The following is a 17,732-nucleotide window of genomic DNA, read 5'->3' on the forward strand; positions in this document are numbered from 1 at the left end:
GACACTTACTGGATATTACTGGGTATTCAACTTTAAATTTAATAAAAAAAGCTATTCAAAAAGATTTTCATTCTTCTTGAATAGCCCCTTTAACATGCTGTTAATCAAACTTCAATCCTTTTAATGCTTCTGCTAATGCATTATTCAAAGGTTCTTCTTCCTTTTGCTGGTTTTTCAAATACTTTTGTACAGTCCGTTTGTCGACTTTACCACCAGATTCTTTTTTGCGGCGTGCTTGGAAAGCAGATAGTTTTTCACGATATCCGCATTTGCATGCAAAGACTTGGCCTTCACCTTCACCACGCAGTTCAAGTTTTTTATGGCATTTTGGACAGCGTGCGTTTGTGACGCGGGCAACATTTTTACGATGGCCGCATTCACGGTCTTGACATACGAGCATTTTGCCTTTTTTTCCATTCACTTCAAGCATCGGTTTTCCACAGTCTGGACAATTCTTTGTCGAGATGTTGTCGTGCTTATACTTTTTATTACTTGCTTTAATTTCAGCAACAATTTCTTTTGTGTAGTTTTTCATTTCGCGAATAAACACATCTTTTTTCAACTTGCCATTTGCAATTTGATCAAGCTTTTGTTCCCACTCAGCTGTTAAAGTCGGTGATTTAAGCTCCTCTGGTACTAAGTCCAGCAATTGACGGCCTTTAGAAGTAATATGAATGTCTTTGCCACGCTTTTCGATTAAAAATGAATTGAATAGCTTATCAATAATATCCGCACGGGTAGCAACAGTACCAAGTCCGCCCGTCGATTTTAAGGTGTTTGCCAGTTGTTTATTTTTTGTATCCATATACTTAGTCGGATTTTCCATTGCCGACAGTAATGTCGCCTCATTAAAACGTGCAGGCGGCATTGTTTGACCAGATGTTTGAGCGATTAGTTTGACGTTTAATGTATCGCCTTTTTCAATCCGGGGTAAAATCTGTTCTTTCAGATCATCACTTTCATTTTCCTCTTCAGGTTGGTTATTATAAACTTCTTTCCAGCCAAGTGATAAAATCGTTTTTCCTCTGGCAACGAAGTTTTCCTCGCCGATTTTCGCACGAAGCGTTAATTGCTCGTACTCAAAAGCCGGGAATAATACGGCTAAGAAGCGTTTAACAACCAAGTCATAAATTTTCCGTTCTTTATCTGTAAAGGATGAAACATTCACATATCCTTCTGTAGGAATAATGGCATGATGATCGGATACCTTGCTATCATCAACAAAAGCTTTAGAAGCCTTGATTGGCTTTTTTAAAACTTTACTAGTTAGTGCGCGATATACACCTACTCCACATGCCTTCAGACGCTCTGGTATGGTTGGAACGATATCTAACGAGATAAATCGTGAGTCTGTCCGCGGGTACGTTAAAACTTTATGTTGTTCATACAGCTTTTGCATAATGTTTAACGTTTCCTTGGCTGAGTATCCAAAGATTTTGTTCGCATCGCGTTGTAGTTCTGTTAAGTCATATAGACCCGGAGAAAAAGACTTCTTCGGCTTTTTTTCAATTTCCGTGACAATCGCATTTTGCTTGCCCAATTTTTTTACAATCGCATCGATTTTCTCTTTTTCAAAGCTGCGGCCATTACCTTTAGCATCCTGCCAAGTCAGCTTTAATTGGTCTGCTGTTTGGGCTTCGATGCCGTAATAGGTTTGCGCTTTGAAGTTTCTAATTTCGTCCTCACGGGCTGCAATCATCGCAACAGTAGGTGTTTGAACACGACCACAGTTTAGTTGGGCATTGAACCTGGTTGTTAATGCACGTGTTGCATTAAGACCGATATACCAGTCAGCTTCAGAACGTGCGACAGCTGATGCAAATAAATTGTCATACGACTTGCCAGGCTTCAAGTTTGCAAAGCCGTCTTTAATCGCCTTATCTGTAACAGAAGAGATCCATAGACGTTTAATCTGTTTATTGACTTTTACTTTATCAATAATCCAACGTGCGACTAACTCTCCCTCTCTCCCTGCGTCTGTTGCCACGATTATTTCGTTGACATCATTTCTAATCAGCTGACTCTTAACGGCATTAAACTGTTTTCCAGTTTGCTTAATAACGGTCAATTTCAAACGCTCAGGCAGCATAGGAAGATCTTCTAAATTCCATGTTTTATATTTGACATCGTAACTTTCCGGGTCAGCAAGTGTGACTAGGTGCCCGAGTGCCCACGTAACGATATATTTAGTTCCTTCAAGATACCCATTTCCTTTTTTATTACAATTAAGCACATGCGCAATATCACGTGCAACAGAAGGCTTTTCAGCAATGACAACACTTTTTACCATATTTAATACATCCTTTCGAATTTCCATAAGTTAAATATAGCATACCTCCCTAATGGATTCAGTAATTCCGAAAATTCCAATCCCGGTGCTGAAACGTCGTTTGTCATTTTTTTCTTGTATAACATTCCATCTGGATTGTATGATGATATAGCAGTAACTATCGAAACGAGGATACATAATGAGGATTAGGGATTGGGATACAAATTTAAAGGTTCGCTTGTTTGCTGAAGCGATGATGAATATTACCTTTTGGATGTTTTTTCCGTTTTTAACGATTTATTTTGCCGAGGAATTCGGTAAAAATAAAGCTGGTTTATTATTAGTTTTTTCGCAGGTTTTTTCCGTATTTGCTAACCTAATGGGTGGATATTGTGCCGACCGTTTTGGGAGAAAACGAATGATGGTTCTTTCCGCAATCGGACAAGGCCTTTCGTTTTTAGGCTTTGCTCTATCCAGTTCTCCTTGGTTCCAATCGCCTTGGTTAGGGTTTATCTCTTTTACCGTTGCTGGTGTGTTCGGTTCTTTTTACTGGCCAGCAAGTCAAGCAATGGTCGCGGATGTAGTGGATGAAAAACATCGCAGCAGTGTTTTTGCTATTTTTTATACATCTATTAATATAGCAGTTGTTGTAGGGCCGATATTGGGAGCTATTTTTTATGTCCACTATCGCTTTCAGCTTTTGCTTTTTGCAGGAGCAGTTTGTATTTTACTAGGATTAATTCTAGCAAAATGGACGCGGGAAACCGTCCCGCTTCAAAAGTCAAATCCTTTATCCAGCGACGGAAAATGGTATTACTTTTTACAAAATCAACTGAGGGATTATGCTCTTATTGTAAAGGATAAAACGTTCCTTCTCTTCATTCTTGCAGGTGTTCTCGCGGGGCAGACGTTTATGCAACTGGACTTATTAATTCCTGTATATATTAAGGATTTTGTGAAAAATCAAACCCTCTTTTCGTTTGGTGAGTGGTCATTTACTGTCAAAGGTGAGCAGGCATTTGGAATAGTCCTTGCTGAAAATGGCTTCCTTGTCGCCCTGCTGACTGTTTTTGTTACAAAGTGGATGGGAAAATATTATGAAAGAAATGTGTTTGTCCTCTCCTCAGTTGTCTATGCCATTTCCATAGTTCTCTTTAGTCAAACTCATTGGATTTGGGGCTTAATTGCAGCGATGGCAATTTTCACCTTTGGTGAATTAATGGGTGCGGGGCTTCAGCAAAGCTTTGTTTCTAAGCTTGCACCGGAGCATATGAGAGGCCAATATTTTGCGGCCGCAAGCTTAAGATATACAATCGCGCGTACCATTGCACCACTTTCAATACCTATGACTGTTTGGATCGGCTATGGGTGGACATTCTTTGTTCTCTTTCTTTTGGCACTGATCAGTGCAGGATTATATTGGGTTATGTTTTATGTGTTTGAAAAACAAAAAGCGGAAGCGCCGGTCTAGCGGCGTATAGACTGGAGCGCTTCGACTGAGATAAAGGAAACACGGAGAGCGGAGCGATCCGATGTTGACTTATCGTAGGGAGAAGTGTGAAGTCTACTAGCCGCTGGGCGCTGAAGCTGGACAATTCTCAAGGTTGAACATTGTGCTTTTTTTACCGTCTTCAAAAATTCAAATATTTGTCAAAAAATTGTACTTTTTTGTTCACATTTTCCTCTTTTAGTATTATAATTAGTGTGTAAAGGTTATATTTTCTAAAGGGGTGGAATCAATGGAATTATCGCAATTCATGGCTCCAACATCTTTATCAGGCATTATAACGTTTATTGTACTATTTTCCGCAGGTGTTTATTTTAATATTCAAGTACATGGAAGCAAGCTACAGTAGGGATAAATTCTCTTTACTGTTTTTTTTTGGATTTTTTTAGCAAAACTACGCTTTGAATGATTTCTTTTTTAATATAAAGACGCTACAATATAAAGAAAGATTCTGAAAAAGGAGAATTACATATGAGTGAATTTCAAAAAAACCTTGAAAAATATGCTGAGCTTGCCGTTAAGGTCGGCGTTAATGTACAGCCTGGTCAAACATTGGTTGTTACCGCAACTTTAGATGCCGCAGAATTTGTCCGATTAGTGGTCAAAAAAGCATACGAAACTGGTGCCCACAATGTCATTGTTAACTGGAACGACGATACCGTTACGAGAACAAAATATGTTTTAGCACCAGAAGAGGCATTCAATGAATATCCTGCCTGGCGTGCAAAAGAAATGGAAGAACTTGCGGACAATGGTGCTGCCTTTATGTCTATTATCTCTAGTAGTCCGGATTTACTTAAAGGCGTGGCCCCTGAACGGATTGCCAGCTACAATAAAGCTGCCGGTAAAGCGCTGGCAAACTACCGCAAGGATGCACAATCTGATAAGGTGAGCTGGTCGGTTATTGCTGTCCCATCAGAAGCATGGGCTGCCAAGGTATTCCCTGATGCGCCAGCTGAAACCCAAGTAAACATGCTTTGGGATGCCATTTTTAAAGCTGTACGTGTGGATGCTGAAAATCCGGTCGATGCCTGGAAGAAACATGACGAAACCCTTCATGAGAAGGTTCACTATTTAAATGAGAAACGATACAAAAAACTTCATTATACAGCACCTGGAACGGATTTAACGATTGAGCTTCCAGAAAAACATCTCTGGGTAGGAGCTGGCAGTGTGAATGAAAAGGGCTTTGAGTTTATGGCCAACATGCCGACAGAGGAGGTTTTCACCGTACCATTTAAAACTGGTGTTAATGGTACGGTTGCGAGTACAAAGCCGTTAAGTTACGGTGGTAATATTATTGATCGCTTTTCAATAACATTCGAAAATGGAAAAATTGTTAGCGTGAAAGCTGAAGAAGGCGAAGAAATATTGAAGCGTCTTGTTGAGACAGACGAAGGCTCACATTATCTTGGTGAAGTAGCGCTTGTTCCATTTAACTCACCAATTTCACAATCAAACGTCCTTTTCTTTAACACCCTATTTGATGAAAATGCATCAAATCATTTAGCAATTGGAAGTGCCTATGCCTTCTGTATCGAGGGCGGCAAGAAAATGTCATCGGAGGAATTAGCAGAAAACGGGCTAAACGAAAGTATTACTCATGTTGATTTCATGATTGGCTCAGCCGAAATGGACATCGACGGAATCACTGCCAATGGGACCTCAGAACCAATCTTTAGATCAGGAAATTGGGCTTTTTAATACACTTTTCATAATTATCTTAGAGCAGGTGATAAGAATACCTGCTCTTTTCACTATAGTAAAAATGAAGGATTCTAAAGATTAGATATTGCCATTTAGTATGGTTAGGGGATAAAATGGACTATTAAGAATATGGTCAATTATTTTGGAGGAACTTATTTATGTGGAAAGAATTTAAACAGTTTGCCATGAAAGGCAACGTAATCGATTTAGCTGTCGGTGTCATTATTGGAGGGGCGTTTGGGAAAATTGTTTCTTCCCTTGTCGCGGATATTATTATGCCATTGATAGGATTATTGATCGGGAAAACAGACTCTTTTTCTAAACTTGCCTATAATGATATAAAGTACGGACTATTTATTCAAACAGTCGTCGATTTCTTTATTATCGCCTTTTCAATTTTTCTATTTGTAAAATTCATTAATCGTTTTAATAAGAAAAAAGAACCTGCTCCAGTGATGGAAAAAGTTAATCGTCAAGAAGAGCTTTTAGCAGAGATTCGTGATTTATTAAAAGAAGAGAAAGATATTTTAAGAAAAAATGAAACATCTTGACCACTTTTTCGTATATCTTTAGTAACAAATTAATAAAGAGGTGAAAAAAATTGTATACACAAACGTCATCAGAATATATGCCATCAGTTTTACGTACATTTGCTTTATCACTTGCGATTGCCTTCCTTGGCACAATGGCAGGTGTTTATGTACCACCAAGCTTATTCCTGCCATTGGCAATCTTGGAATTTGTGATGATTCTTGCCGCTGTCATTTTCAGACGTAAAAAAGCAATCTCTTATTCCTTTCTATATATTTTTACCTTTATCTCAGGGATTACGCTGTATCCAATTGTCTCTTATTATGCCGCGACGGCAGGTGCAAATGTCGTCATCATGGCGTTTGCTACCACAACAGTTGTGTTTACCGGTATTTCGATATATGCCGCAAAATCAAAACGGAACTTTTCTTTCTTAGGAGGTTTCCTGCTTGCTGCTTTGCTAGCATTAGTGGCGATTTCACTTTTTAATATTTTCTTCCCGCTGAGCTCAACAGGTATGCTCGCTTATTCCTTTATTGGGGTAATAGTATTTAGCGGTTATGTTCTCTTTGATATCAGCCGGATGAAACACTACGGTGTACGAGCAGAAGAAGTACCATTAATGGCATTAAGCTTATACTTGGATTTTGTTAACCTATTCGTCAGCATCCTTCGCATTTTAGGGATTCTATCAAGTAAAGATTAATCATAAAGGAGCTTGGATCATATCCAAGCTCCTCTTTCTATTAGCTGTTATGGATTAAGGTTAATCCGCGTTGTATCATTTGTTTAACTGACGAATCCCAATCTGTATTCTCAAGCCTTTCTTTAAGGAGAGAAACCTGAGAATGACTGCTATGATGCAGTTTATTAAGCTCTAAAATTTCCAGACGCAATAACCATTCCTTTGGATATTTATCATCTAAAATAGCTAATACTTGATTCATCTGTGATAAACTTTGTTCATTCCATTCGGAACCCTCACGTAAGCTTCGAATTTCTTCATATAATGTCTCAAGTTCATTCCAACCCTTTTGCTCTATTATTTCCTCTACTTCTTCTATTTTTTTAGATTCATAATAATTATTCGGATCAGCTGCCCCTGCAAAGACCGAGATAACCTTTGCCCCAACGGCCATATCAAATGTCCCCCAAGATTTTTCAAACAGCATCATACCCTTATAACTTACTGTACATTCTTTAAAAGAAATTAAGATTAGCTTATTTTCAGACAATATGATATTTTTGATGATGCCTTCTACTATTACCCCGCTTTGAAACTTTAAAACGACTTCCTTCTCTTTTATGATTCCTAACTCTTGTAGTTGCTCAGCCGTACAATCCTCTAGGACAATATTACCTCCTAAATTGCCAATTGGGGTTCCAAAGCCTTTACGATGTATTTCTGTCCCATGCCCATCCAACTGCTTATGTTCGAAAGATAATGCTGTTGGCCCCTTCGTACGGAAATAAACAGCTTCCCCGTTTTCATCCTTTAAAATGGATGCTAATGTTCCGGTTACTTGCAATCCAGAAGAAAAAACCATCGTAGCAACACTATCTGTTTGCAGTGCCTTATCAAGACTTTCCGTTCCGCCTTTTTGAAATGCCATTGTCGCAGCAAATTGATCAACGGCTTCTACTAAGTCACCGAAGGTTTTACAAACAAATAACTGTGGCTGCGGCTTGGTAACATCATATGGGGTCTTTATACATTCTTCAACCGAAAAAGGAATTTTTCGTACATTGTCTTTCAAGCAGCTTTGGCTCTCCCCTACTGACGAAAGCAGGCCCGCCCCGTATATTTTAGGATTGTTCAGCTCACCTATTAGCCCATATTCAACCGTCCACCAAAATAGCCTTGAAACTTGATCCGCTTCAGATAAACCTTTTACCTTCATTCTCGCTTCTGCTACCTGTTTTTCTGCTTCTTTTACCTGCTCCGGGGTTGAGGCAGGATCTTCTGCTACGATGGTTAAATGGCGGACTGCTTTAAAAACCTCCAGCTTTTCTTTACTAGAAAGTGCCTTGGCGCCCATTTCACCGATTTTTTTTACAAAATCGCGGTATGATTCATCTAATAAAATTGGCGCATGTCCTGCCGCTTCGTGAATCATATCTGGTGCAGGTGTATAGGCAATATTTTGGATGTTCCTTATTTCTGTCGCAATCGGAAGAATCCCATTTGCTAGAAAGCTATAAAAAGCCGCCCCTGGAATCAGCCCATCAATTGTAACAGCACCCCAGCCCACTTTTCCGAGGCTCCAATTCATATCATCTACCTTCGGAATGGATTCAGTTTTGATCCCCGAATCCTTTAAACCATTTACATAGGCAGAATGAGCAATTTCCTTTAAAAAATAATGATTTTGCTTCATAACAAATCGCCAAACCGCATGATCAATTGGTGTGTAGCGATGGTAATATTGCTTTGAAATAAATGGCTGTAAATGCGCAGGAATATCCTTTCTTCCTTTTCCAGTCATCAGTAAATCTTCCCCTTTTTAAAGATTTGAATGGAGCCCTTAAGCAAGTGACAGCATTTTTGGCCGTAATCGTTCCTTCGCCCGTTTCATTCTCGTTTTAACGGTCGACATTGGCAAATTGCTTTTCTTGGCAATTTCTAGAAGAGATAAATCCTGATAGTAATATAGATAAATAGGATAACGATAGATTTCAGGTAATGTCATTACCTTTTCAGCCATTTGTTCTGCAGAAAATTTATGTAAAAGTTCCTCTTCTGGAATGGATGTTGGTTCGAACGAGGCTGAGTAGGAATATACCTCTTCCTTCCAAAATTGCTTCGACTTATTTTCTTTTCGCCAGTAATCACGGCACTTATTTACAGCAATTTTAAACAACCAGCTTTTGTATTTACACGGCTCCTTAATGGAAGGATATGCTAAATAAGCGGAAAGTAATACCTCCTGATAAAGATCCTCGGCAAGTTCTTTATGATTAACTAAAGATAAAATATATTTATAAATGGTTGTTCCATATTCATTCACTAAATCCTCAAATGATTTGATGTTCATTTTCCTAAGTCCTTTCCCCCTGTAAAATCTTCCTCATATAATTAGACGGAAAGGACAGCCTAATCCCTACACTTATTCGGAATTTTTTTAAAAAGAAATCCCTATCGCTCAGTTGCTTTTGACATAACGCCCTTCATTAAAACCGAGACGCCGATCTTCTTACAGATTGTTAAATAATGCATCAGCGCCAATAAAACGGATCCTGTATTCATCCCAATAATGATCCCATTCATTCGCCATTCCGGCGAGGAACCAAGCCAGAGAATGAGCGCAAAGGATATGATCGTTGACCAGATAATATGAATAAATGCCTCTTTTAACAAATCAATTCCAATCAGAAAGGCCTGGAGGGGCATGATAAAAAAATGAAATAAGAAAAACGGCCAAAGCAGCTGCAAAAATACAGCAGATGTCTCTGATTTAAAAAATAAGGAAGTTAATTGCGGCGCAAAAAAGTAGAATATGGTTACAGCCGCCACACCATATAAAAGGGTAAGTTTCATTACTTGCTGGAGCATCTTTTGCAAGGTCGGATAATCTTTTTGTGAATAGGTTTTCGAAACAGCTGGGATTAGGACAATCATTAACGAGTGGGCAATAAATGCTGGGAAGAATCCGATTGATACCGCCACACCCATTAACATTCCAAATTGCTCAGTAGCGAGTGTGTCAGTCATGCCAGAGTGAACCAATGCCGCCTTAATAATGAATGGCTGAATTGCACCCGTGAAAGCTGAAAACAAACGGAGACCTGTCGTTGGAATCGAAACCGCCATTAAATTTTTCCGAACTACTTTCTTATTTATATTGGAAAAAGGCTGACGTTTCAGCTGCTGAAATTGAATAATAAACGTGTAAATTAAATAAAGAAACACAACAATCTCACTGCCTATCAGTGTACCTATGGCAATTAACAAGGATGATTCTGCGTCAAAAGAAAAAAATCGGAACAATACAAACAACACTCCGAGTTGCATAATTTTTCGTAAAAAATTTGACACCGCAATTTTCCCCATCTGCTGCATCCCCATAAAATAGCCCCTGGCAACAGAGGTGAAGGCAATAACCGGAATAAGGATCAGTACAAACCATCTAATGTATGGATGGTACGAATTAAATACTGGAATAAAGGGAATAACCGCTGCCGTAATTAAAAATAAAATGCTCGTAAAAACAATTGTAATCGTAAGCGCATGATAAAGAATATTTCGGTGATACCGTTCCTCTCTTTCCGCAATGAATTTAGATATCGATACCTGCAGTTCGAAGCTGGACAGTAACACAATTAAAAAGATTGATGGCAGGATCGACATATAAAGTCCTAATCCATGTGATCCCAACTCCCTCGCGAGAATCATATTTACTAAAACTTCAATTCCTTCCCCTAAAAAAGCAGAAGCAGCTAAAAAGAATATTCCTTTATAATAAATAGCCAATTTTACAATCTCCCTTTTTTTCGTCTCATTTAAACTTATGAGACAAGTTCCTTGAATAGTAGGAGATTTTTTTCATCCACGAAAAAAAGGGCTATGGGAATCCCAAATTAAATGCTTATGTTTTAAATTGAATCACTTTTGGTTATCCTTCACAAACATCTTATGCCAACACTAAAGGTAATAATTAAATAAAAAAAAGACCTTCCAAATAAGCTTGGAAAGTCTGTTAGTTTATTTGATTAACGAATGTTTAAACGCATAGATAACCGCTTGTGTCCTGTCTTGGACGTTAAGCTTACTTAAAATATTGCTGACATGGGTTTTGACGGTTTTCAAAGCGATGTATAATTCATCGGCAATATCCTGATTTGTTTTGCCCTCGGCCATTAAGAGTAATATTTCCAGTTCACGGCTAGTTAGATCTTCATGTGGAAGATGAGTATTCTTTTGGCGCATTTTCACCATCATTTTTCCGGTTACTTCCGGTTCAAGTACGGATTGCCCATGGTATGTAGCGCGAACAGCATTGGCGATTTCACCTGCTTTAGAGGTCTTCAGCATATAGCTGGTTGCTCCGGCTTCAAGCGCAGGATATACCTTTTCATCGTCCAAAAAGCTCGTCACGATAATAACCTTTGCATCAGGCCATTGTTCAATTATTTGCCTTGTCGCTTCAATCCCATCCATCTCTTTCATCACCAAATCCATTAAAATGATATCCGGGCGAAGTTCTAGCGCTAGCTCGACACCTTTTTTTCCATCATCCGCTTCACCCACGACCTCAATGTCAGGCTGCGCCGATAAATAAGAAGAAACACCGATTCTTACCATTTCATGGTCGTCCACAAATAATACTCTAATCATTGGCACCCTCTCCATTAATCATCACCGGAACTTTGACTTCCAGCCTTGTTCCTTTATTTTTTACACTTACCACTTTTAATGTCGCGCCCACTTCAAGGGCTCGCTCGTGCATATTTTGCATGCCATAGGAACCCGCTTTCATTTCGTTTACTTCAAAACCGATTCCATCATCGACAATCCTTAAGATGACAAGATCATCTCTTTTAACCATTAGAACCTCGAGTTTACTTGCTTTCGAATGCCTTAAGGTGTTCGACACAGACTCTTGGAGGATACGAAAAAGGTGATCTTCTACCCCTTTATCTAATGGAAAAGCTTCCACCTTCCATTTAATATCCATTGTTACTTTTTGAGATAATTCGATTAAAAGTTCTTCAATTCCTTCTTGCAGCGTTTTATTTTTTAAGGCAACTGGCCGCAAATGTAAAAGGAGAGCACGCATTTCGAGCTGTGATTGGTGTATCATCTCTTCTACAAGCTTTAGCTGTTTGGCCTCCCGTTCCGTTTCTGACTGCTGTTTTGTTTCATTGATAGCTGACATCATCATCGACGCGGCAAATAATTGCTGACTCACAGAATCATGCAACTCACGGGCAAGACGGTTCCGTTCCTGCTCGATAATTTCCTGAATTCTCTCTTCTTGGTCTTCTACTTTTTCAGTTGCTAAACGTTGTGAAAGCTTTGCCTGCTCAGTCATTTGTTTGCCGATTTTCTCGATACGCTCGGCAATCATATGCATTTCTGTGACAGAAGGTTTCTCTTTTACATCCAATTGTCTTCCTTCCTCCAATTGGTGCAAAGCATGTTCAATAGAAAGAAATTGCTTTCGCCAAAAAAGGCCAGAAGCCCCGCCTGACAGAATTCCTACCGCAATGCTAAAGGAAGGAATAAAAATAATAATGGGAATATCCATGACATTTCGATCCCATAATTCCGACCAGTTGTTTAATGGGAAAATAAAAACGGCTCCAACAATGATCGCAATAAGTGAGGAAAAGCCGACGTTCCAAACAATTTGACGTCCAGTCGTACTCATATGCGGCTCACCTCTAAATTTCCCACAACAAGCGAAGTGAAAATTTTCACTTTTTGCTCGGACTGATCATAGTCTGGTGTTTTTAGCTGGAACACCTGATTGAAAATCTTGGATTCATGGCTGCCAAACACGGTTGTCGAACCGACCACACAGGAATGATGGATACTTACATCAATTTCATATGGGACAAGGATCTGGACATTTCCAATGATATTTCGAATAAAAATCACTGTTTCACCTTTTGGCAGCATCGTGTAACTGAGATCAATGATGGTATCACCAATTCCTGCCTGAATGTTTACATCCTTCCATTCATATACACCGACAGGAGTTTTTTGTTGGCCTAAGAAGATATTTCCAAACAACGGCTCCGATTTAATTAATGTTTCTTCTTGCTTTACATGTTCCGGCGTGGTAATATCCGGTAAAATCTTCTTGGGCTGTTTTTTTGATGTTAAAAATTGAATGAAAAAGTGCAATAAAATAGCTATCAATAAAAATTTGAAGGTCATCATATTTACAATACTAAGGACAAGGAAGATAATCCCACCGATAAAAAGGATTTTTCCAAACCTTTTACCTGTCCTTTTTCGACCTAGATAAATCATTCCACCAGAAATAAAAAGAGAGAATATAAGACCTCTGTTAAAAAATAAAATCTCTAGGAGCAGAATGACAATACCAATCATAATCAGCCATCCAATATAATCATGTTTTCCATTTTTAAACATTGGCTCACCCTCCCTTTTTTATTGCATTTAGATTTTTATACATAATATTTTTTATGATATGGGTAAAAGGCGCAGAAATACTACGCCTCTTTTAGAATACCATCTTTTCCTACTAAATGGACTTGCTTTCTTCCAATTTCATTTCTTTTTCTATTTGAGCAATTCTTGAGTCAATCGTATTGCGGTAAAAAGAGCTGTTTACTTGATTCTCTAAGCGATCCAAGTAGTTTTCAATATCCTTAAATTTTGAGTAGGATTTATCTGAATAAGTATTGGAATCAAGAACCTGGTTCATACGAAGATTTGCACGAGTGACATTTTCACGGCCCATTAATTCCATCCGTCTTAGGTTCATGTCCTTAACTTTATGCTTCATTTCTTCATATTTTCTTTCTAAATCTGCTAACTGCGCCTTTGATTGTTCAAGTGACGCACTTAAGCGGCTGGCACGTTCCTCATATTGCTGATGCTCTGCTGAAGCAAATTGATATAGCTCAGTTTCCCCGGCTTTAGAAGCAACTTCTGCTTGGTACTTTCTTTTATCAGCTAACTCTACTGCTTGGTGGTATTCTCTCGTAAATTCATCCTTCAATGTATATTGACGTTCCAAAAGCTTTCTTACCTTCTCTGTTTCTTGCTCACATTGACGGAGGTACTGATTAAGCAAGGCGATTGGATTTTGTTTTTCTTTTTTATCAAGAGCCTCGTGTAAGTCAGCAGTAATCGTATTTTTAATTCTTGTAAATAGGTTTGTCATAGTTATTCTCTCCTTTTATTTTAATATTTGTTTAATTCATTCCACTGTTTTTCAAAATTGACGAATGGGTCAGATTCTTCTTTGATTTTAGTATGTTTGTTCTCGTTCCATTTTTTATAAACGAGGTAAAGAACATAGGCTGCTGCAACGCCAATGATGGCTGGTGCGTTATGGATGGAAGCCATTAGGACGATGAACCCGAGGAACCCAAGACCTATTTTTCCACCTGTAGATTCAGTTTTTAAAAACTGTTTGAATATGAAGTACAGGAGTAATAGGCTAACGAGTAACCCCACCATTGGACCAATTGTTGAAAGCAAGATAACAGCTGCAATTCCTCCAGCTACCAGTAATCCAAATTTTTTCATTTTATTTTCACTCCTTTCTTTTCTTGTTTTCATCTTACCTTTTTCCAAAGCTTTTCATAATTGCGCTAGAGCTTGATTTTTATATCAGTCTCTAGACGTAGAAAGGGTCAGTCTCTAAAGCATAAAGCTTTGAAACTGACCCTTACGCCCATTATTTAGATATAAACATCTGTACCCAGTAGTATCTTTGTGAGCCTCCACTTGCATAGCCAACACCAATATAGGTGGAATTCGTACTTAAAATATTTGCTCGATGACCGGAGCTATTCATCCAAGCTTGAACCACTGATGCTGGTGTAGTTTGCCCTGCGGCAATGTTTTCAGCTGCAGAACGATAGGTAATCCCAAAGTTTTTCATCATATCAAACGGACTGCCATAGGTTGGACTTGTATGACTAAAATAATTTTTATCGCGCATATCCATTGCCTTATAGCGGGCCACCCTTGAAAGCTCCCAATCTGGAGTTAATGGTTTTAAACCATTTTTGGCCCGCTCCTGATTGGTTAAGGAAATGACCTGACTTTCAATCGATTTAATCCCGCCTAAATCGGGAATGTTTACCTTTTGACCAGGATAAATCAAGTTGGGATTTTTAAATTGCGGGTTTGCTTGAATAATCTCAGTGATCCCTACCTGATATTTGACGGCAATTTTCCAAAGTGAGTCCCCAGGCTGAACAGTGTAAATTTGTTGGGCAAAGGACAAGCTTGGAATACAGAAAAGAGATAGTAAGAACATAAAACTAAACCAAAAAGATTTTTTCATTTTTTCGCCTCCTCCGAATATATAATTTTGATTTCAGGCTCAAAATATACAAGGAACAACAAAATAAAATTTAGCTGTCCATTAACGGAGATAACATATTCGGATTTGTGGAGGAACCAGTATGAAAGAAATTTCATGGATGACCTATATCATGTTAATTTTAGCAAGCTATCGTTTAACCCATTTAATTGTTTTTGATAAAATCACCGAATTTATCCGCAAGCCTTTTATGAAAAAGGTAAATGTGGAAACGGATGGCGGCACTGAAACTAAGGAAATCCCTGCCTCAATGTTTGGTTATCTGTTGAAATGTTATTGGTGTGCCGGTGTATGGAGCGCTATTTTATTAGGCGGTGCGTACCTGCTTTTTCCAAAGGTTACGTTCGTGTTTATTTTGATTTTCTCAATTGCCGGCGGCCAGTCGATCATTGAAACATTTGTGGGCGTCAATATTAAAAAGGTTGATTATTATTCAGAACTGAAGAAAAAAAACTAATATCGGATTCTAGGCAAAATTAATCCCCCTGATGCATATACCTTTAAAAAGCGTAATTAAACTACGCATGAAAAAGGGGGATTAATGATGACTCTTCTTTTGTGGACCATTACTCTCGGCTTTTTGATTTGTCTCGGTTGTGTCGGCTGGGTTATTTTTCATTTCTTAAATGAAGCACTTGATTCGGAGGATGCTACACGAATCGATAAAATAAACACCGATAATGAACAAATTAAGTCAGAACCCTGAAAGAACAGGGTTCTTTTAGTTGTTCCAGAAATTAATATTCTTCCTCCATGACATTAATTTTTCATTTTGGGAAAAATTAAACATGTGTTTATTTTGAAGCTGGAGGCGTACATATGAGTACATCTGAAAAAAACCATCAATTTCCCAAAACATATTGGCGCGAGATTGAATTACCCACTTTTGAAAAATTAAACGAGGATATAGCAGTAGATGTAGCGATTGTCGGAGCAGGAATAACAGGCATTACAGCTGCCTATTTACTGTCTAAGGAAGGACTGAAGGTAGCTATTTTAGAAGCCGGCGGTGTCTTAAATGGGACAACTGGACATACAACTGCAAAATTAACTGCACATCATGGCATTATTTATGATGAATTTATTAATCATTTTGGAAAAGAAAAGGCAAAACTTTATTTTGATTCCCATATGAATGCCATTCAATTCGTTGAAAGTAAAGTAAAGGAGAATGGAATTGACTGTGACTTCAGCAGGGAAGATGCTTATGTTTATGCAACAACAGAAGAATATGTAGATAAGCTTCAAACGGAATGGGAAGCTTACAAGAGTCTAGAAATTGACGGAGCCTTAAAAGATACTATTCCATTTAATATCCCAGCGAAAGCTGCCCTCTTGATGCGCAATCAAGCACAATATCACCCGCTAAAATTCTTAAAATCACTTTTGGATGATGCCGTTAAAGCGGGGTGTACTGTTTATGAAAATACAGTCGCTGCAGACATTGAAGACGATGATTCAGAACCAAAAGTGGTTACTAAATCAGGTCATAGGGTAGCATGCAAGCATGTCATTATTGCAACCCATTTCCCTTTTTATGATAAACCTGGTCTTTATTTTGCAAGAATGTACGCAGATAGGTCCTATGCAATTGGAATAAAAACGGACAAAGACTATCCTGGCGGCATATATATCAGTGCCGACAGCCCGACCCGTTCCATCCGCTATACACCGTATAATGGTGAAAAGCTGCTAATACTCGGCGGAGATAACCATAAAACAGGACAGGGAATCGACACGTTAAAGCATTATGAAGCACTGCAATCATTCGCTGAGGAAGTCTTTGGATTAAAAGAATATCATTATCGCTGGTCTGCCCAAGATATGGTTACATTAGACAAGATTCCATATATCGGTCCATACACCGAAGATCGTGAGAATATTTTAGTGGCCACAGGCTATAAAAAATGGGGAATGACAACTGGAATTCTCGCGGGACACTTATTAACCGATTATGTGATGGACCGGAACAATCCTTACAAAGAGCTCTATTCACCGTCACGGTTCCAAGCTGACCCAGCTTTAAAAAGTGTCATAACAACCAATGCAGACGTTGCCAAACACTTGATTAAAGGCAAGCTTGAAATTGTAGAAATAAATCCAGATGATTTACAAGATGGCGAAGGATCTGTCGTTTTGTATAATGGAAAAAGGGCGGGAGCTTATAAGGACGAGAATGGTAAACTTTATATAGTTGACACCACCTGTAAACATCTCGGTTGTGAATGTGAATGGAATCGCGCTGAAAAGTCATGGGATTGCCCATGCCATGGGTCACGGTATTCCTATTCTGGCGATGTGATTGAGGGGCCAACGAATAGACCATTAGAATTGCTTAAGGAAAAGTAAAATTACGGCTAGAATAAGAGCCTTTTTAAAGGATAGCAACGTAATTTTGGATGAAATGGACAATTTATTAGTTGATATGAGAAATTTTTTGATGATATGAACGTATTTAACGGAGATATGAACAATTTCCTAATGAGTATAAACACATTTAACGGAGATATGAACAAAATTATCGGAGATATAAGCAAATTCCTGATAGATATGGACACATTTCTAAGGGATATGAACAAATTTATTGGAGATATGAACAATTTCCTAATGGATATGAACAATTTTTGGGAGTTATGAACAATTTCCTAATGGATATGAACAATTTTTGGAGTTATGAACAAATTCC

The 17,732-nt window shown here is 38.5% G+C and carries 17 protein-coding genes; 7 read left to right on the top strand and 10 right to left on the bottom strand.

Going from position 1 to position 17,732, the window contains the following annotated elements:
- Positions 1–100: 100 nt before the first annotated feature.
- The gene (locus V7150_RS10160; protein ID WP_335517179.1) at positions 101–2,290 is read right to left on the bottom strand and encodes a DNA topoisomerase III; all 2,190 of its coding nucleotides are present in this window, start codon (positions 2,288–2,290) and stop codon (positions 101–103) included.
- Positions 2,291–2,468: 178 nt separating this feature from the next.
- On the opposite strand from V7150_RS10160, the gene V7150_RS10165 reads away from it, so the two are divergent.
- From V7150_RS10165 to V7150_RS10180, 4 genes are all read left to right on the top strand, one after another.
- On the top strand, positions 2,469–3,740 hold the full coding sequence (locus V7150_RS10165) for an MDR family MFS transporter (RefSeq protein WP_335517133.1): 1,272 nt from the start codon (positions 2,469–2,471) through the stop codon (positions 3,738–3,740).
- Positions 3,741–4,247: 507 nt separating this feature from the next.
- Positions 4,248–5,480, top strand: a complete 1,233-nt coding sequence (locus tag V7150_RS10170) for an aminopeptidase (protein ID WP_335517136.1) — start codon at positions 4,248–4,250, stop codon at positions 5,478–5,480.
- Between the two features lie 161 nt (positions 5,481–5,641).
- On the top strand, positions 5,642–6,034 hold the full coding sequence (mscL, locus tag V7150_RS10175) for a large-conductance mechanosensitive channel protein MscL (protein WP_335517139.1): 393 nt from the start codon (positions 5,642–5,644) through the stop codon (positions 6,032–6,034).
- A 77-nt stretch (positions 6,035–6,111) separates the two neighbouring features.
- Positions 6,112–6,720 carry a Bax inhibitor-1/YccA family protein gene (locus V7150_RS10180; RefSeq protein WP_335517141.1) on the top strand — a complete coding sequence of 203 codons (609 nt, stop codon included), beginning with the start codon at positions 6,112–6,114 and terminating at the stop codon, positions 6,718–6,720.
- 40 nt (positions 6,721–6,760) lie between these two features.
- On the opposite strand, the gene V7150_RS10185 is transcribed toward V7150_RS10180, so the two are convergent.
- From V7150_RS10185 to safA, 9 genes are all read right to left on the bottom strand, one after another.
- On the bottom strand, positions 6,761–8,500 hold the full coding sequence (locus V7150_RS10185) for an aromatic amino acid hydroxylase (RefSeq protein WP_335517144.1): 1,740 nt from the start codon (positions 8,498–8,500) through the stop codon (positions 6,761–6,763).
- A gap of 39 nt (positions 8,501–8,539) precedes the next feature.
- The gene (locus V7150_RS10190; RefSeq protein WP_335517147.1) at positions 8,540–9,049 is read right to left on the bottom strand and encodes an RNA polymerase sigma factor; all 510 of its coding nucleotides are present in this window, start codon (positions 9,047–9,049) and stop codon (positions 8,540–8,542) included.
- 101 nt (positions 9,050–9,150) lie between these two features.
- On the bottom strand, positions 9,151–10,485 hold the full coding sequence (locus V7150_RS10195) for a polysaccharide biosynthesis protein (protein WP_335517150.1): 1,335 nt from the start codon (positions 10,483–10,485) through the stop codon (positions 9,151–9,153).
- A gap of 231 nt (positions 10,486–10,716) precedes the next feature.
- Positions 10,717–11,349, bottom strand: a complete 633-nt coding sequence (locus V7150_RS10200; protein WP_335517153.1) for a response regulator transcription factor — start codon at positions 11,347–11,349, stop codon at positions 10,717–10,719.
- Complete coding sequence (locus V7150_RS10205) at positions 11,342–12,385, bottom strand: sensor histidine kinase (protein ID WP_335517156.1); 1,044 nt, start codon at positions 12,383–12,385, stop codon at positions 11,342–11,344. Before V7150_RS10205 ends, V7150_RS10200 begins: the two co-directional genes overlap by 8 nt.
- Positions 12,382–13,116 (bottom strand): cell wall-active antibiotics response protein LiaF, encoded by a 735-nt coding sequence (liaF, locus tag V7150_RS10210; RefSeq protein WP_335517159.1) that lies wholly within the window; start codon positions 13,114–13,116, stop codon positions 12,382–12,384. Before liaF ends, V7150_RS10205 begins: the two co-directional genes overlap by 4 nt.
- 112 nt (positions 13,117–13,228) lie before the next feature.
- Positions 13,229–13,873 carry a PspA/IM30 family protein gene (locus V7150_RS10215; RefSeq protein ID WP_335517161.1) on the bottom strand — a complete coding sequence of 215 codons (645 nt, stop codon included), beginning with the start codon at positions 13,871–13,873 and terminating at the stop codon, positions 13,229–13,231.
- 20 nt (positions 13,874–13,893) lie between these two features.
- Entirely contained in the window at positions 13,894–14,241 is a 348-nt protein-coding gene (locus V7150_RS10220) for a flagellar basal body rod protein (protein ID WP_335517164.1), read from the bottom strand.
- Positions 14,242–14,392: 151 nt separating this feature from the next.
- On the bottom strand, positions 14,393–15,007 hold the full coding sequence (safA, locus tag V7150_RS10225; RefSeq protein WP_335517167.1) for a SafA/ExsA family spore coat assembly protein: 615 nt from the start codon (positions 15,005–15,007) through the stop codon (positions 14,393–14,395).
- Between the two features lie 121 nt (positions 15,008–15,128).
- Here safA and V7150_RS10230 point away from each other — a divergent pair, with 121 nt between their 5' ends.
- From V7150_RS10230 to V7150_RS10240, 3 genes are all read left to right on the top strand, one after another.
- On the top strand, positions 15,129–15,503 hold the full coding sequence (locus V7150_RS10230) for a DUF1360 domain-containing protein (RefSeq protein WP_335517170.1): 375 nt from the start codon (positions 15,129–15,131) through the stop codon (positions 15,501–15,503).
- A gap of 87 nt (positions 15,504–15,590) precedes the next feature.
- Positions 15,591–15,752 carry a hypothetical protein gene (locus tag V7150_RS10235; RefSeq protein WP_335517173.1) on the top strand — a complete coding sequence of 54 codons (162 nt, stop codon included), beginning with the start codon at positions 15,591–15,593 and terminating at the stop codon, positions 15,750–15,752.
- 113 nt (positions 15,753–15,865) lie between these two features.
- On the top strand, positions 15,866–17,395 hold the full coding sequence (locus tag V7150_RS10240) for an FAD-dependent oxidoreductase (RefSeq protein ID WP_335517176.1): 1,530 nt from the start codon (positions 15,866–15,868) through the stop codon (positions 17,393–17,395).
- Positions 17,396–17,732: the final 337 nt, after the last annotated feature.

It is taken from the genome of Neobacillus drentensis, from assembly GCF_036965245.1.
GTDB lineage: Bacteria > Bacillota > Bacilli > Bacillales > Cytobacillaceae > Neobacillus > Neobacillus drentensis_G.

Coding starts and splice junctions, on each gene's coding strand:
- safA (WP_335517167.1), bottom strand. CDS start 15,007: ATGAAAAAATCTTTTTGGTTTAGTTTTATGTTCTTACTATCTCTTTTC.
- V7150_RS10160 (WP_335517179.1), bottom strand. CDS start 2,290: ATGGTAAAAAGTGTTGTCATTGCTGAAAAGCCTTCTGTTGCACGTGAT.
- V7150_RS10215 (WP_335517161.1), bottom strand. CDS start 13,873: ATGACAAACCTATTTACAAGAATTAAAAATACGATTACTGCTGACTTA.
- V7150_RS10240 (WP_335517176.1), top strand. CDS start 15,866: ATGAGTACATCTGAAAAAAACCATCAATTTCCCAAAACATATTGGCGC.
- V7150_RS10235 (WP_335517173.1), top strand. CDS start 15,591: ATGACTCTTCTTTTGTGGACCATTACTCTCGGCTTTTTGATTTGTCTC.
- V7150_RS10170 (WP_335517136.1), top strand. CDS start 4,248: ATGAGTGAATTTCAAAAAAACCTTGAAAAATATGCTGAGCTTGCCGTT.
- liaF (WP_335517159.1), bottom strand. CDS start 13,116: ATGTTTAAAAATGGAAAACATGATTATATTGGATGGCTGATTATGATT.
- V7150_RS10180 (WP_335517141.1), top strand. CDS start 6,112: ATGCCATCAGTTTTACGTACATTTGCTTTATCACTTGCGATTGCCTTC.
- V7150_RS10220 (WP_335517164.1), bottom strand. CDS start 14,241: ATGAAAAAATTTGGATTACTGGTAGCTGGAGGAATTGCAGCTGTTATC.
- V7150_RS10200 (WP_335517153.1), bottom strand. CDS start 11,349: ATGATTAGAGTATTATTTGTGGACGACCATGAAATGGTAAGAATCGGT.
- V7150_RS10230 (WP_335517170.1), top strand. CDS start 15,129: ATGAAAGAAATTTCATGGATGACCTATATCATGTTAATTTTAGCAAGC.
- mscL (WP_335517139.1), top strand. CDS start 5,642: ATGTGGAAAGAATTTAAACAGTTTGCCATGAAAGGCAACGTAATCGAT.
- V7150_RS10205 (WP_335517156.1), bottom strand. CDS start 12,385: ATGAGTACGACTGGACGTCAAATTGTTTGGAACGTCGGCTTTTCCTCA.
- V7150_RS10165 (WP_335517133.1), top strand. CDS start 2,469: ATGAGGATTAGGGATTGGGATACAAATTTAAAGGTTCGCTTGTTTGCT.
- V7150_RS10185 (WP_335517144.1), bottom strand. CDS start 8,500: ATGACTGGAAAAGGAAGAAAGGATATTCCTGCGCATTTACAGCCATTT.
- V7150_RS10190 (WP_335517147.1), bottom strand. CDS start 9,049: ATGAACATCAAATCATTTGAGGATTTAGTGAATGAATATGGAACAACC.